The following is a 13,485-nucleotide window of genomic DNA, read 5'->3' on the forward strand; positions in this document are numbered from 1 at the left end:
AGTACTCCACCCAGAGAGTACCCGGCGATTCACCCAGGCACCCCGCCTGATTGACTGCACACCTGCCAACTGCCCGGCCGACCCTGTCATGGCCAGGCGCGAAAAGTGCGCATGTCATTCAGCCGGGCGTGGCCCGAACACAGGAGCAACGACTACATGGAACGACAGCAACAGCCGCCCCGAGGGCAGCCGGACTACCTGCAGGCAGGCGCGCGTTTTTGCGCCTGGGCCTGCCTGTTCGGCCTGATCGCGCTGGCGTCGGAGATGGTCGCACCGCAGTACCTCGACCCTGCACACCACAAGTTCATCTTCATCATCGGTGCGCTGGGCATGTGGCGCTATGGCAATGCCATCGTCCACTACCTGCGCGGCATGTACTTCCTGCACTGGAAGTTCCCACGCATGCGCAAGGCGGTCGAGCGCATGGGCGATGCGGCGCTGCCGGCGCACATGTTCATGGTGGTGACCAGTTTTCGCATCCCCACCCACACCACCTTCAAGGTCTACCAGTCGGTGTTCCAGGAGGTACAGCGGCTGAAGGTGCCGTGCACGGTGATCGCCTCGATCGTCGAGAAGGGCGACGAGCAGTTCATCAAGGAGATCATGCGCAACGAGGTCAAGGACCGCGACGACATCAAGCTGGTGATCGTCCGCGCCCGCGGCACCGGCAAGCGTGATGGCCTGGCCCATGCCTTCCGCGCCCTGTCGCGGCAGATGCCGCTGCAGGACTCGGTGGTCGGCGTGGTCGACGGCGACACCATGATGCTGCCCGGTTGCGTCGAGCGCGCGGTCAAGCTGTTCGCCTACCTGCCCAACGTCGGCGGCCTGACCACCAACGAGTTCTGCGAAGTCGAAGGCAGCAACCTGATGCGCCAGTGGCACTCGATGCGCTTCGTCCAGCGGCACATCAACATGTGCTCGATGGCCTTGTCGCACCGGGTGCTGACCCTGACCGGGCGGCTGTCGTTCTTTCGCGCCAGTGTCATGACCGACCCGGACTTCATCCGCGACGTCGAGGCGGATTTTCTCCAGCACTGGCGCCTTGGGCGGTTTCAGTTTCTCACCGGTGACGACAAGTCGTCGTGGCTGAGCCTGATGCGCGCCGGCTGGGACACCTTCTACGTGCCCGACAGCAACACCCTGACCGTCGAGCATCCGCCAGACAACAGTTTCTGGCGCGCCACCCGCCAACTGATGTTCCGCTGGTACGGCAACTCGCTACGCCAGAACTTTCGCGCCACCGCCCTGCTCGGCCGCGCCCGCCTGGGCCTGTTCACTCTGTACGTGCTGCTCGATCAGCGGGTGTCGATGTGGACCTGCCTGATGGGCCTGACCGCCTCGGTGGTCGCCGGCATCGTGTTCGGCATCCAGTACCTACTGGTGTACCTGTTCTGGGTACTGCTGTCGCGCAGCATCGTCACCGTGCTGTTTCTGTTCGCCGGCCACCCGGTCAGCCCGGTGTACCCGTTCGTTCTTTATTACAACCAGATCATCGGCTCGCTGATGAAAGTCTACGCCCTGTTCCACATGGACCAGCAGAGCTGGACCCGGCAAAAAACCACATTAAGCAACGGCACCGTCAACTTCGATGCCGCCCTGAACCGCTGGTCTTCCAAGGCGATGCTGTTTTCATCCATCGCGATTTTCTTCGGGGTCATCTCGGTTCTTCTCGAACTCACGCAACGTTAAGGAAAGGCGCCTGCCATGAGTAGTTCAAGCACACCCGCAGTACCCGCGAACGTCGTCCACGAAGCCATCGACGAACGCCAGTACGTGCGCACCAAACTCAATGCCCGGGTCAAGCTCAGCGCGGCCGGCCAGCCGCCGTTCGACAGCACCCTGCAGGACATCTCCCTGGGTGGCATCGGCCTGCTCCACCCCGAGCCGCTGAAGATCGGCAGCCTGTACCACGCCTCGATCCAGCTGCGCCTGAACCAGGTCGACCTGAACATCGACAGCCAGATCAAGATCGTCTCCCAGCGCGGCCAGGAAGTCGGCGCCCAGTTCGTCGAGCTCGACTCGCAGAAGCGCGACATCCTGCGCTACATCATCAGCGCCTACCTGTCGGGCGAGATCGCCGACATCAACGGCCTGTTCAACGTGATGCAGCGGGAAAACTACATCAAGGAACGCAAGCACAAGTACGCCAGCGCGCGCAGCTCCGGCGAGCGTCTCAAGGCCACCCTCGGCACCCTGCTGTATGCCGCCGCAGGTGTCGCCGCGCTGGGCTTTGTCGCCTACAAGTGCTACCTGCTGTTCTTCCGCATCCCTGCCGTGCAGGCCCAGGTTTCGGCCAATGCCCAGGTCATCAGCATGCCCGACAACGGCTATGTGAAGTTCCTCCTGGCGCCGGGGCAGACCGAGGTCAAGGCCGGCACGCCGGTGGCGAGCATTTCCACCCAGCTGGCCACCAGCTTCACCAGCCCGGCCGACATGAAGGCAGTGGCCGACCTCTCGCCCGGCGACCTGCAGACCCTGCTCGGGCGCGCCACCATCGAGACGGTGATCAACAGCCCGTGCGACTGCGAGGTGTACTTCCCGAGCAAGCCACTGGACGGCTACGGCTACAAGCAGGCGCCACTGGTGCATTTGCTGCCCAGGGATGAAGGCCTGTTCGTCACCGCCAACGTGCCGTTCGACAAGCTCGCCGACATCGGCCGGGTGACCTCGGTGGACCTCAAGGTGTTCGGCCTGGATGAGACCTTCAGCGGCAAGGTCGTCGACTCCCATGTCGATGAAGCCAACAAGAACCTGGCCCTGACCATCGCCCCCGACAGCCCGCTGCCCCGCGCCGCGTACCAGAAGCCGGTGGCGGTGGACCTGTACCTGGGCCTGCCGTTCACGGCTTCGCGCTAAGCCCCACCAAGGAAGGAATAGGCAATGAATGCGAAGACGCCCTCCCGCCTGCTGCTGGCCAGCATCGGCCTGGCCTGCGCCAGCAGCGCCCTGGCCGGGCAAAGCCTGGAGCAGATCCGCTACGCGCTGTACAAAGATCCCGGCGCCAATGTCAGTGCCGACCTGCGCGCCCTGGCCGACCGCGGTGACCTGGCGTCCAAGCTGTTGCTCGGTGATGTGCTGGCCAACAGCGATGGCGCCAGCCGCCCGGAAATCATCGGCCTGTACAAAGAGGCGTTTGCCGATGGCCGCGGCCAGGTCCCGGCGCTGGCCTCGCTGGCGCGCCTGCTGGACCGCACCCCGAGCCTGCAAAACAGTCAGCGCGAGTGGATGGCCCAGGCCCTGACGCGCTACCCGGCGACCCTCGATCCGCGCAATGCCAGCACCACCCTGGAGGTGTTCCTGGTGTACCCGCAACTGGTCTCCACCGAGCAAGCGGCGCAGTTGCTGGCGCTGTACCAGCAGTCGTGCCTGCTCAACTGCCGCCCCGAGCTGTACCAGGCAGTGCTGGCCGAGCGCCAGGGTGACCGCGCCGGCGCCGAGCGCTGGTACCAGCAGGCGGTGCGGGTGGATGTGCGGGCGATCGATCGCTACTACCGCTTCCTCGGCGACGATCAGGACCGCGCCTTCCCGGCCTTTGCCCGCAGCCTCGAAGCGCTGCGCCCGACCCTGGCCGTGGAGATCGTGCACCGAATCGGCTCGTTGCTCGACAGCATCAACAGCGTGCAGCGCGCCGAGCAGGAAGCCGACCGCTACGAGCGCCAGGCCAGCGCCATGGGCCCGGCGCGGGTGCAACCGGACGCCGCGCAACTGGCCGCGGACAAGCAGCGCAGCGATGCCCTGGACCTGGCCCGCGGCGAAGCCCATCGCTGGCGCGACAACGCCGTCGAACGCGGCTTTGTGCCGGCGATGGTGTCCAAGGCCAACTACATGATTTCCAACCCCACCGAGCACAACGCCGAAGAGACCCAGGCGCTGATCGACCAGGTCCGGGCCCGCGAAGCGACCCGGGCCAAGGCGCTGCAGGCCTCGTTCTACATGGTCAACAACTGGCTGACCCTGGATCCGGACAAGGCCCGCGCATTGATCGACGAGCTGCTCGCCAACCGCTACCCCGACGCCGAACTGCTGCTGGCCGAGTACTACAGCAAGGGCGTGGCCGACCAGCCCGACCAGGACCAGGCCCTGGCGATTTTCCAGGCCCAGGCCCGGGCCGGCTCTACCGCCGCCTGGTACCGCATGGCCACCTTGCACGCTTACGGCCGTGCCATCTGCCATGACCCGGTCAAGGCCTACACCTATGCCCAGGTGGCCCTGGCGCTGGGCGAGAACGGTGCCCGCAGCCTGGTCAAGCGCCTGGAAAAGACCCTGAAAAAGGATGACATCGCCCGTGCCCTGGCGGCACGCAACGATCTGTTGAAGGAGGCAACCCTGTGAAAGCCCACCACACCCTGTTCGGCGCCCTGCTGACCCTGGCACCGCTGTACCCGGCGCAAGCCCTGGAAGAAGTCACCGGCCCCGAGGCCGACAGCAGCGAACCGGTGCGGGTCGCCGACGGCAGCGAGCCGGTGATCACTTCGGAGTTCTTCAACAAGCTCACCGTGCAGACCGGCTACGGCCCGGAGAACGCCGAAGTCGGCCGCAACCGCGAGATGTTCTACAGTTTGCGCTACGAGCCGTCGTTCGCCTGGTACTCGCCGGAAAAACGCTGGGCCAAGTGGATGGTCTATGGCCGCGTCTGGCTGAACTACGACTCCAGCGAGTCGGCCAGCGTGCAGAACGAAAACGCCAACAACCTCGACCGCGAACAGCCCGAAGGCTGGTACGCCGAACTGCGCGAGCTGTATGTGAAACGCAACCTGCTCGGCGACGACCCGCGCTTCTCGCTGTCGGCCGGGCGCCAGCGCTATTTCGACGACTACGGCATCTGGTGGGACGACAGCATCGAGTCGCTGCGTTTCAACTACAACGACACCTTCTCCCGCGGCTTCGTGGCCGTGGCGCAGAAGTTCTACAACTACAACAGCGACGTCAACCGCCTGGCCGACAGCGAGGAGCGCACCACCTACCTGATGGGCGAATACGCCTACCGCTGGAGCGAGCACAACTGGGCCGGCGTGCGCCTGATGCACGAGAACGACCACAGCGGCCACGATGCCGAAGACCGCTACGACTTCAAGGGCATGCGCTACGGGCTGTTCTTCAAGGCTGACGACCTCGACGTGACGCCGCTGTTCAGCGACTACCACCTGGAGCTCGCAGGCCTGGACGGCAAGGTCGACAACACCGACGTCAACGGCGTCACCAGCAGCGGCCACAACGCCAGCGGCTGGGCGGCCCTGGGCGAGATCGGCAAACGCTTCCACGACCTGCCGTGGACGCCCCGGGTGGCCCTGCGCGGCGGCCTGACCGACAAGCCGAGCAACGACAACGACGGCTTTCGCCTGAATGCCATCCAGTCGGATCGCATCACCCGCCAGGGCAGCTACAGCACGCGCCTGGCCAGCTCCTTCGTCAGCCTCGACCTGCGCAACCTGAGCTACTACGGCATCGCCCTGGAAACCAACCCGACGCCGCGCAGCGCCCTGGATTTTCGGGTTACCGACCTCAAGCTGCGCGACGCCAACGGCACCCTGCCGATCCGCCTCGAAGGCGACCAGCGCAGCGAGCGCAACCGCGCCATTGCCCAGGGTACCCACGGCGGCGGCAAGGACGTCGGGCAGATGCTCGACCTCAACTACTACTGGAAGATGTTTCCGGTGGCCATCGACGGCAAGCACCTGGACGTCAACGCCCTGGTCAGCGCCAGCTACCTCAACGCCGGCAACGCCCTGGACAGTGGTGATGACTACCAGCTGACCTTCGGCGTCGTGGTCAGCTACTAAGGACGGAACCCGAGATGATCTTCGCCTCCAACGTCTTCCTGTTCCTCTACCTGCCGCTGTTCCTGGCCGTGTACTTCCTCGCCCGGGCGCCGTGGCGCTCGACGGTGATCGTCGCCGCCAGCTACATCTTCTATGCCTGGTGGCGGCCGGACTTTCTCCTGCTGTTCGTGGCCATTACTTACTGGAACTACTGGTTCGGCCTGCGCATCAAGGCACGCCTGGATGCCGGCGACAAGCGCTGGGCCTTTCGCCTGCTGTGGATCGGCATCATCGGCAACCTGTCGACCCTGGGTTACTTCAAGTACGCCAACTTCGGCGCCGACGTGCTCGCCGCCCTGCTCGCGCCGCTGGGTATCAACACCTTCACCCTGGAGACGATTTTCCTGCCGCTGGGCATCTCCTTCTATGTCTTCCATGCCCTGAGCTACATCGTCGATATCTACCGCAAGGACGCTACGCCGACCAACAACTTCATCGACTTCGCCGCCTTCGTCGCGCTGTTCCCGCACCTGGTGGCCGGGCCGATCCTGCGCTACAGCCAGTTGGCGCCGCAGCTGCGCCAGCGCACTCACTCGCTGGAGCTGTTCTCCCTGGGCGTGTGCCGCTTCATGCTCGGCTTCATCATGAAGGTGCTGATCGCCGACCAGCTGGCGCCGATCAACGTGCTGTTCATCGGCGAAGGCACCCTGCAGTTGAGCGATGCCTGGTTCGGCCTGGTGGTCTCGACCCTGCAGCTGTACTTCGACTTCGCCGGCTACAGCCACATGGCCCTGGGCCTGGCCTTGATGATGGGCTTCCGTTTTCCGGAAAACTTCAACCAACCCTATGTGTCGCAGAGCATCACCGAGTTCTGGGCCCGCTGGCACATGACCCTGGCGCATTTTCTGCGCGACTACGTGTACATGCCGCTGGTGCGCAAGCGCATCGCCGGAGCGCTGCCGGCGCTGGTCTACACCATGCTGCTGTCGGGCCTGTGGCATGGCGCCAGTTTCGCCTTTATCTGCTGGGGGCTGTTCTTCGGTTTCGGCATGGTCATCGAGCGCAAGTTCAACCTCGCCACCAAGGTCACCACGCCCTACCACCTGGGCCGCAACCTGCGCACCTTCGTGCTGATCATCCTGAGCATGCCGCTGTTCTTCACCAACGACCTGCGCCACAGCATCGACATCTACCAGGCGCTGTTCGGCCTCAACGGCCTGGGCTCGCTGGACCTGTACGTGCTCGGCGCCTCGAAGATGGCCATGTCGTTCGCCGCCATTGCCCTGTGCTGGCTGGTGCTGGCCGGCAGCAACAACGTGCGTTTTTACGCCGGCAACAAGGAGCAGTACTTCATGCGCCATGTCGGCGGCCTCAAGGCCCTGCTGCTGTGGGCCGGGTTCGCCCTGGCGCTGAGCAGCCTGGCGGCGCATTCGTTCTCGCCCTTTCTGTACTTTCAGTTCTAGGAGACCGCCATGTACCCGGTCATGAATTCGGCCAGCAAGGTCAACGGCATTGCCTTCGGCGTCCTGCTGGCGGGCATGTTCGTCTACTCGCTGCCGCCAGTGTTCAGTTTTGCCCGCAACCAGACCGACGCCTGGAACCTGTTCGTCGACGGCAAGCTGCTGCGCAAGTTCGAGCAGGTCTACGAGAAGCGCTTTTTCCTCCGTGAACCGTCGGTGCAGCTGTGGGCCAACGCCCAGTACCGGCTGTTCGACGAAGGCACCAAAGGCGTGGTGCTGGGCAAGGACGGCTGGCTCTACACCAACCAGGAATACCGCGTACCGAACAATCTTGAGGCCAACCTCGACAGCCAGCTCAAGCAGATCGCCGAGATCGAGCAACGCCTCAAGGCCCACAACAAGCGCCTGATCCTGCTGCCGCTGCCAATGAAAGTCGACGTGTATGCCGCCCACACCGAGCGCGCTGTCGACCCGCGGGCGATCAGCCTGTACGACCGCTTCGTCGAGCGCCTGCAGGCGCAGAACATTGCGGTCACGCCGCTGCGTTCGGCGTTCCTGGCCAACCTCGCCGGCCCCGGGCTGTTCCTCAAGTCCGACACTCACTGGAGCCCGGAAGGCGCGCGCCTGAGCGCCTACGAGCTGGCGCGCCAGCGCCCGGAACTGCTCGGCGACGAGCGCTACCTGTCGCACAAGGTCGCCGACAAGACGGTCAAGGGCGACCTGATGAACTATATCCAGTTCAACCACGCGCAACTGGCGCCGCAGTTCGGCCCCAACCAGATCGCCCTGTACGAAACCCTCAAGGCCGAGCAAAGCGCCAGCGACCTGTTCGCCAGCGAACAACAGAGCCTGATGCTGGTGGGGACCAGCTACAGCAAGATCGATGACTGGAACTTCGTCGGCTTCCTCAAGGAGGCGCTCAACCGCGACCTGCTCAGTGTTTCGGTGGAAGCCCGCGGGCCGTTCGAGGCCATGAGCCAGTTCCTCGCCAGCGACCAGTTGAGCAACCCCGAGATCGACACCGTGGTCTGGGAATTCCCCCTGCGCACCCTGCTCGCCCACCGCCTCGGCTCCCTGAGCCGCCCCGGCCAGACCCAACATTTCTAAGGAGAGACTGATGAACATTGCACTGCAACGCCTGCTCGCCACTTCCGCCCTGCTGCTGGGCAGCAGCGCCGCTCATGCTGCCGAAGGCAACGCCGACCTGTATGACGCCGTGGCCCCGGCCGACTCGGCCTTCGTCCGCGTGCTCAACCTGTCCGGCGCCAACATCGACGTGACCCTGAGCGGCAAGATCACCCCGCAACGGGTCGCCGCCGGCCAGCTCAGCGGCTACCGCTTCACCCCGGCCGGTGCGCACAAGATCGCCGTTGGCGGCACCGCCATCGAGCCGCAGCTCAAGGCCAACGCCGCCAGCACCGTGGTCTACGATGGCAACAAGCTGACCCTGATCGCCGACAAGTATGTCAACGAGCCGAAGAAAGCCCAGGTCGCCTTCTATAACCTGACCCCGGCCCAGGCGGCGCTGAAGACCGTCGACGGCAAGCACGTGATCGTCGACCCGCTGGGCAAGGACCAGACCGGCAGCCGCATGGTCAACGAGATCAAGATCGGCTTTGCCGCCTACGTCGATGAACAGAACGTGGCCAGGTTCGATGAGCTGTTCCTGAAAAAAGGCCGCTCCTACAGCTACGTGCTGCTGCCCAAGGGCGCCGGCTATCAGAGCATGAGCCTGGCCAACAGCATCGACCCGAGCGAGTGACGCATGGCCATGAAGCGCTTTCTTCCCCTTGGCCTGGTCGCATTGCTGGGCCCGCTGCTCAGTGCGCCAGGCATGGCCGCCGAACCAGGCAAGGCCAACTGCACCAGCCTTGAGTGCATGGTCTGCCCGGGCCTGAGCGACCCGCAGAACTACGCCGAAGGGCGCATGAAGCTGATGCGCGAAATCGTCCCGGCCAAGGACCGCTGGCTGTTCCGTTCGGCGGTCGACCTGACCAACGATTTCGGCATCCCGGCGCCCATGCGTCCGGAGTTCGCCCGCTTGATGGCCGCCTTTCGCCAGCAGGGCATCCACGTGGCCATGGCGGTACAACCGACCCGCGGCCTGATGCACCGTGACAAGCTCTACGCCGACAAGCTGCACGGCTTCGACTTTGCCCGCGCCAGCGGCAACCTGGAGAGCTACCTGCAGCAACTGCGCGCCGCTGGCGCGGTGGTGCCGCCGTTGATGCAACTGGTGCACACCCCGCCCAAGGGCGAGTTCTTCTTTCGTCGTGACCACCACTGGACCCCGGCCGGCGCCGAAGCCACGGCGCGGCTGGTCGCCGAAGAAGTACGGCGCCAGCCGTTCTATGCCCAGCTGAGCAAAAAGCGCTACCGCACCGAACCCGGCGTCATGGTGCCCAAGGACGGCACGATGAACCTGGCGCTGAGTTATATCTGCGGCAACAACTATGGTTTCCAGTACGTGCGCGGCTACCAGACCATCCCCGAAGCCGACGGCGCCGACGCGCTGTTCGACGACGCGCCGGACCCGGAGGTGATCCTGGTCGGCGACAGTAACGCCGCCGCCCGTGAAGACGAAAGCAAGCAGTTCAACTTCGACGGCTACCTCAAGCAGTACCTGGAGGTCGACATCCTCAACTACGCCCTGCCCGGCGTCGGCCAGGACGGCTCGCTGCTCGAATATCTGCTGTCGGAAAACTACAAACCCAAGGCACCGCCGAAGCTGATCATCTGGGAGCTGCCGGCCAACTACCAGCTGGAGTCCGAGCAGATGTACCGCCAGCTGATCCCGGCGATCAAGGGCGGCTGCCCGGTGTCCACCGAGGTCCTGGCCAACCGTGTGCAGCGCCCGCCGCTGCGGGTCAACGAGCGCATCGAGCTGCTCAGCAACGCCGGTGAAGGGCGCAGGAACCTCAGCAACGGCCAGGGCTTTCTCGATATCCGTATCAGCGACAAGAACGTCAAGGATTTCTACGTGATCGTCTATTACGACAACGGTGCCCGCGACAAAGTCTGGTTCCGCCGCGAAGCGGTGGTCACCGGCGGCCAGTACTACCTTGAGTTGAGCCGGGCCAAGGCGTTTGCCGGCGCCAACCTGCTGTCGGTGTTCATGGAACCGACCAAGCCCGGCACCGCCGCCACCCAAGTGGAAACCCGTGTATGCCTGTAAAGACCTGGACAGCGCTGGGCCTGGGACTGTGCGCCAGCCTGCAGTTGGCCGACAGCCTGGCGGCCAGCTCAATCTGGCCGCCGCGGGCCACCGCGCAGTCGGCGATGATTGCCGACTACCGGACCCTGAGCTGCAGCAAGGAAGTGCCCGCGCCCTACACCGGCAGCTTGCAGTTGCAAAGCAAGTACGACCAGCGCGACGCCAGCAAGTCGACCCTGCGCAGCACCCCGGACGCCAACAGCGAACAGATCGGCAAGCAGGTCAAACAGTTCATCGGCGGCCTGATCTACGCCAGCAAGCGCTTCCAGCGGGCCAAGAGTCCACAGGAAGCGAACATGGCCCTGGCCTGCCAGGACCAGTGGCTGGAGCGCTGGGCCCAGGCCGGTGCGCTGCTCAACCCCGACGCCAGCAGCACCGGCATGGCTGCACGCAAATGGGCGGTAGCGGCCATGGCCTCGACCCTGCTGATGACCCAGGCGGCCAGCGACGCCAAGCTGCAATTGTCGCCGGCCCAGAAGGCCTGGTTCAACCAATTGGGCGAACGCATCATCGCCGAGTACCAGCCGCGCCGTACGCCGGGCTTTACCTGGTTCAACAACCATGACTACTGGGCGGCCTGGGCCGTGGCGGCGACCGGCATGCTGGTGCAGCGCGACGACTTCATCCAGTGGGCCGACGGCAACCTGCGCCGTGGCCTGCAGCAAGCAGTGAAAGCCAGCGATGGCAGCTACGCCTACCTGCCACTGGAAGTGGCGCGCAGCAAGCTGGCCGCCACCTACAGCCAGTACGCCCTGGTGCCGCTGGTGCTGCTGGCCGAGTCGGCGCGGGCCAACGGCCTGCCGTGGAGCAGCGACGATCAGCAGACCCTGGAACTGCTGGCCAACTTCGCCGCCCGCAGCATCCTCGACCCCGACAACCTGCCCGAGCTCAAGGGCAAGTCGCAGACCGACGTCGCCCCGTACAAACTGGCCTGGCTGATCCCCTTCCTGCAGCGCGCCCCGGGCAACCGCCTGGCCCGCCAGCTGTATGACAGCGAGGATGGCGAGGTCGACAACTACAGCCAGATCGGCGGCCCGCTCAAGCCGTTCTATCCCAAACTGCCGTAATCAAGGACGAACCGTCATGGCCATGCTTGCCCGCCCGCTTACCCTTTCCTGCCTCGCGTTGCTGTTCAGCGCGATGGCCCAGGCTGCCAGCCAGAGCTTGCCGTTGCAGCAATCGCTGAGCGCCGTGAGCAGCGCCGAACACCAGCGCGACCTGCAGCAGTTGCAACAACAGGTCAGCCAGGCCGTGCAGTTGCAGGTCAACGAACGCCCGCGCCCAGCGGGTCGCGCCAGTGTCAGCCTGCAACCGATGTTCTCGTCCCAGGCTGGCAGCTGGCCGTTCGAGCCGTTCGTCAACAACGGCCTGTTCCGCGCCATCGCCGGCTACCAGGCGCATCACCCGCAAGCGGTAATGGTGCGCGGCGGCAGCATCAGCCTGGCGCAACTGCACGACGCCCTCAACGACCCAAAGATCATCAAGCGCTACAAGGACGGCTACCTGCTCAGCTACCCGCTGGTGATCGCCAGCGATGGCGGCCTGCTGCTCGAAGGCACCAGCCTGTACCTGTACAGCTACTCCGGTACGGCGCTGATCAACCAGGGCTGGCTGGGCCTGAACCAGTCACGCCTGGAGAGTGTCGCCGGCGACAAACCCGGCAGTACCGACCGTGCCTGGCGGCCGTTCGTGGTGGCCTGGGCCGGCAGCCATACCCAGGTGCTGGGCTCGACCCTCAACCGCCTCGGCTACAACGCCAACCTCTCGCGCGGCCTGACCACCGCCCTGAGCAGCCAACAGGCCGCGTCGACCCGCCCGGCCACGCTGATCATCCGCGACAGCCAGTTCAATGAGCTGTCCAGCGCGGTGGAGCTGCAACACAGCCAGGCGCAGATCGACAACAGCCAGTTCGGCCAGTCCCAGCAGTACGCCATCGACGTGCGTGACAGCCAGGTGACGCTGCGCAACAACCAGTTGCGCGGCATCGACAACAACAGCGGCATCCGCCTGCGCGGCCAGACCCGCGGGCGCATCGAGCACAACCTGATCCTCGGCGCGCACAAGGCGGCCATCGAGGTCAGCGAGCAACAGGGCGCCCTGCTGCTGACCGGCAACCTGATCGGCGACAGCCGTGGCAACGGCATCCAGCTGCGCAACCTGGCGCCGACGGCTGCCGCGCCGCTGTTGATCAGCGACAACCTGATCAGCAACAGCCAGGGCAGCGCCGTGGACGCCAGCGAGGTCGGCGCCGTCAGCCTGATCGGCAACCGCATCGGCAACAGCCCGGAATACGCCGTCAGCCTGCGCAATGCCGCGCCGCTGCCCGGGCCGCTGACCTTGAGCGGCAACACCCTGGGCAAGGTCGGCAAGGCGGTGGTGCGGGTCGAGGGCTTGCAGCAGGTGGTGCTGGGGCCGAACACTTTCGAGGGCAAGCCGATTTTGCAGAACCTGCTGATTGGTGACTTGTTGCCGGTGCAGGGCCTGCTGCTCGACGCCACCCAGCGCCGGGGCTGCGTGGTGCGGGTCGAGCTAGGCGAGCGTGCGCTGCATACGCAAAAAGCACTCGTCTTCGCCGACACAGACAAAACCCTCGCGCAGGTACAGGAACCGTGCCGGGTTGCTCTTGAACACCATCAGGCGCAGCAGCGGCAATTGCCGTTGGCGGGTCCAGTCCACCAGTTGCGTTAATACCCAACTGCCGACGCCACGGCCGCGAAAGCCTTCGAGCAGGTGCAGTTCACGGATGAACAGGGCCTGGCGGTCCTGGCTGAGGCTGAAGTAGCCCAGCGGTTGCTGGGCTTCGCTGATCAACCACTGCTCGCGCCACTCCCAGGCCTGGTCGAAGGCTTCTTCCTGCCAGAGCAGGTCGAACTCGCGGTAATACGGCAGCATGGCCCGGCGGGTGAGGTCGCGGGCGAAGGTGCGGTGCTGGTCGGTGGCGGGGGTCAGTTGCACAGTCATTCTAGTCGTTCTCATTCAGCAAGGCTGCGCCTTGCATCGCCGGCAAAGCCGGCTCCCACAAGGGCCAGGATATGTGGGAGCCGGCGTTGCC

General features: G+C 65.0%; 10 protein-coding genes and 1 pseudogene. 10 read left to right on the forward strand and 1 reads right to left on the reverse strand.

The window, feature by feature from the left end; genetic code table 11:
* Positions 1 to 156 precede the first annotated feature (156 nt).
* From ABM562_RS13520 to ABM562_RS13565, 10 genes and pseudogenes are all read left to right on the forward strand, one after another.
* Positions 157 to 1,689, forward strand: a complete 1,533-nt coding sequence (locus ABM562_RS13520) for a glycosyltransferase family 2 protein (RefSeq protein ID WP_258579156.1) — start codon at positions 157 to 159, stop codon at positions 1,687 to 1,689.
* 15 nt (positions 1,690 to 1,704) lie between these two features.
* Positions 1,705 to 2,856 (forward strand): PilZ domain-containing protein, encoded by a 1,152-nt coding sequence (locus ABM562_RS13525; RefSeq protein WP_115087173.1) that lies wholly within the window; start codon positions 1,705 to 1,707, stop codon positions 2,854 to 2,856.
* A 24-nt stretch (positions 2,857 to 2,880) separates the two neighbouring features.
* The gene (locus ABM562_RS13530; RefSeq protein ID WP_115087174.1) at positions 2,881 to 4,332 is read left to right on the forward strand and encodes an SEL1-like repeat protein; all 1,452 of its coding nucleotides are present in this window, start codon (positions 2,881 to 2,883) and stop codon (positions 4,330 to 4,332) included.
* On the forward strand, positions 4,329 to 5,780 hold the full coding sequence (locus tag ABM562_RS13535) for an alginate export family protein (RefSeq protein WP_134063111.1): 1,452 nt from the start codon (positions 4,329 to 4,331) through the stop codon (positions 5,778 to 5,780). Before ABM562_RS13530 ends, ABM562_RS13535 begins: the two co-directional genes overlap by 4 nt.
* Positions 5,781 to 5,794: 14 nt before the next feature.
* Positions 5,795 to 7,222: an MBOAT family O-acyltransferase gene (locus ABM562_RS13540; RefSeq protein WP_115087176.1), complete on the forward strand. Its 1,428-nt coding sequence runs from the start codon at positions 5,795 to 5,797 to the stop codon at positions 7,220 to 7,222.
* Between the two features lie 9 nt (positions 7,223 to 7,231).
* Positions 7,232 to 8,326 (forward strand): alginate O-acetyltransferase, encoded by a 1,095-nt coding sequence (locus ABM562_RS13545; protein WP_115087177.1) that lies wholly within the window; start codon positions 7,232 to 7,234, stop codon positions 8,324 to 8,326.
* Positions 8,327 to 8,336: 10 nt separating this feature from the next.
* Positions 8,337 to 8,981 carry an alginate O-acetyltransferase AlgF gene (locus tag ABM562_RS13550; protein WP_115087178.1) on the forward strand — a complete coding sequence of 215 codons (645 nt, stop codon included), beginning with the start codon at positions 8,337 to 8,339 and terminating at the stop codon, positions 8,979 to 8,981.
* Positions 8,982 to 8,984: 3 nt separating this feature from the next.
* Positions 8,985 to 10,394, forward strand: a complete 1,410-nt coding sequence (locus ABM562_RS13555) for an alginate O-acetyltransferase AlgX-related protein (protein WP_134063115.1) — start codon at positions 8,985 to 8,987, stop codon at positions 10,392 to 10,394.
* A complete protein-coding gene (locus ABM562_RS13560; protein WP_346617359.1) occupies positions 10,385 to 11,500 on the forward strand; it encodes a polysaccharide lyase in 1,116 nt (371 codons plus the stop codon). The genes ABM562_RS13555 and ABM562_RS13560 overlap by 10 nt, the downstream gene beginning before the upstream one ends.
* 349 nt (positions 11,501 to 11,849) lie before the next feature.
* Positions 11,850 to 12,695, forward strand: a pseudogene (locus ABM562_RS13565) (right-handed parallel beta-helix repeat-containing protein); the annotation flags it as partial.
* A 267-nt stretch (positions 12,696 to 12,962) separates the two neighbouring features.
* Here the strand turns inward: ABM562_RS13565 and ABM562_RS13570 are convergent.
* Positions 12,963 to 13,394, reverse strand: a complete 432-nt coding sequence (locus ABM562_RS13570) for a GNAT family N-acetyltransferase (RefSeq protein ID WP_134063119.1) — start codon at positions 13,392 to 13,394, stop codon at positions 12,963 to 12,965.
* Positions 13,395 to 13,485: the final 91 nt, after the last annotated feature.

It is taken from the genome of Pseudomonas sp. ZL2 (genome assembly GCF_054788455.1).

Excerpts from the sequence above, each read along its gene's own strand:
- ABM562_RS13520 (WP_258579156.1), top strand. The coding sequence starts at position 157 with ATGGAACGACAGCAACAGCCGCCCCGAGGGCAGCCGGACTACCTGCAG.
- ABM562_RS13525 (WP_115087173.1), top strand. The coding sequence starts at position 1,705 with ATGAGTAGTTCAAGCACACCCGCAGTACCCGCGAACGTCGTCCACGAA.
- ABM562_RS13530 (WP_115087174.1), top strand. The coding sequence starts at position 2,881 with ATGAATGCGAAGACGCCCTCCCGCCTGCTGCTGGCCAGCATCGGCCTG.
- ABM562_RS13540 (WP_115087176.1), top strand. The coding sequence starts at position 5,795 with ATGATCTTCGCCTCCAACGTCTTCCTGTTCCTCTACCTGCCGCTGTTC.
- ABM562_RS13545 (WP_115087177.1), top strand. The coding sequence starts at position 7,232 with ATGTACCCGGTCATGAATTCGGCCAGCAAGGTCAACGGCATTGCCTTC.
- ABM562_RS13550 (WP_115087178.1), top strand. The coding sequence starts at position 8,337 with ATGAACATTGCACTGCAACGCCTGCTCGCCACTTCCGCCCTGCTGCTG.
- ABM562_RS13555 (WP_134063115.1), top strand. The coding sequence starts at position 8,985 with ATGGCCATGAAGCGCTTTCTTCCCCTTGGCCTGGTCGCATTGCTGGGC.
- ABM562_RS13560 (WP_346617359.1), top strand. The coding sequence starts at position 10,385 with ATGCCTGTAAAGACCTGGACAGCGCTGGGCCTGGGACTGTGCGCCAGC.
- ABM562_RS13570 (WP_134063119.1), bottom strand. The coding sequence starts at position 13,394 with ATGACTGTGCAACTGACCCCCGCCACCGACCAGCACCGCACCTTCGCC.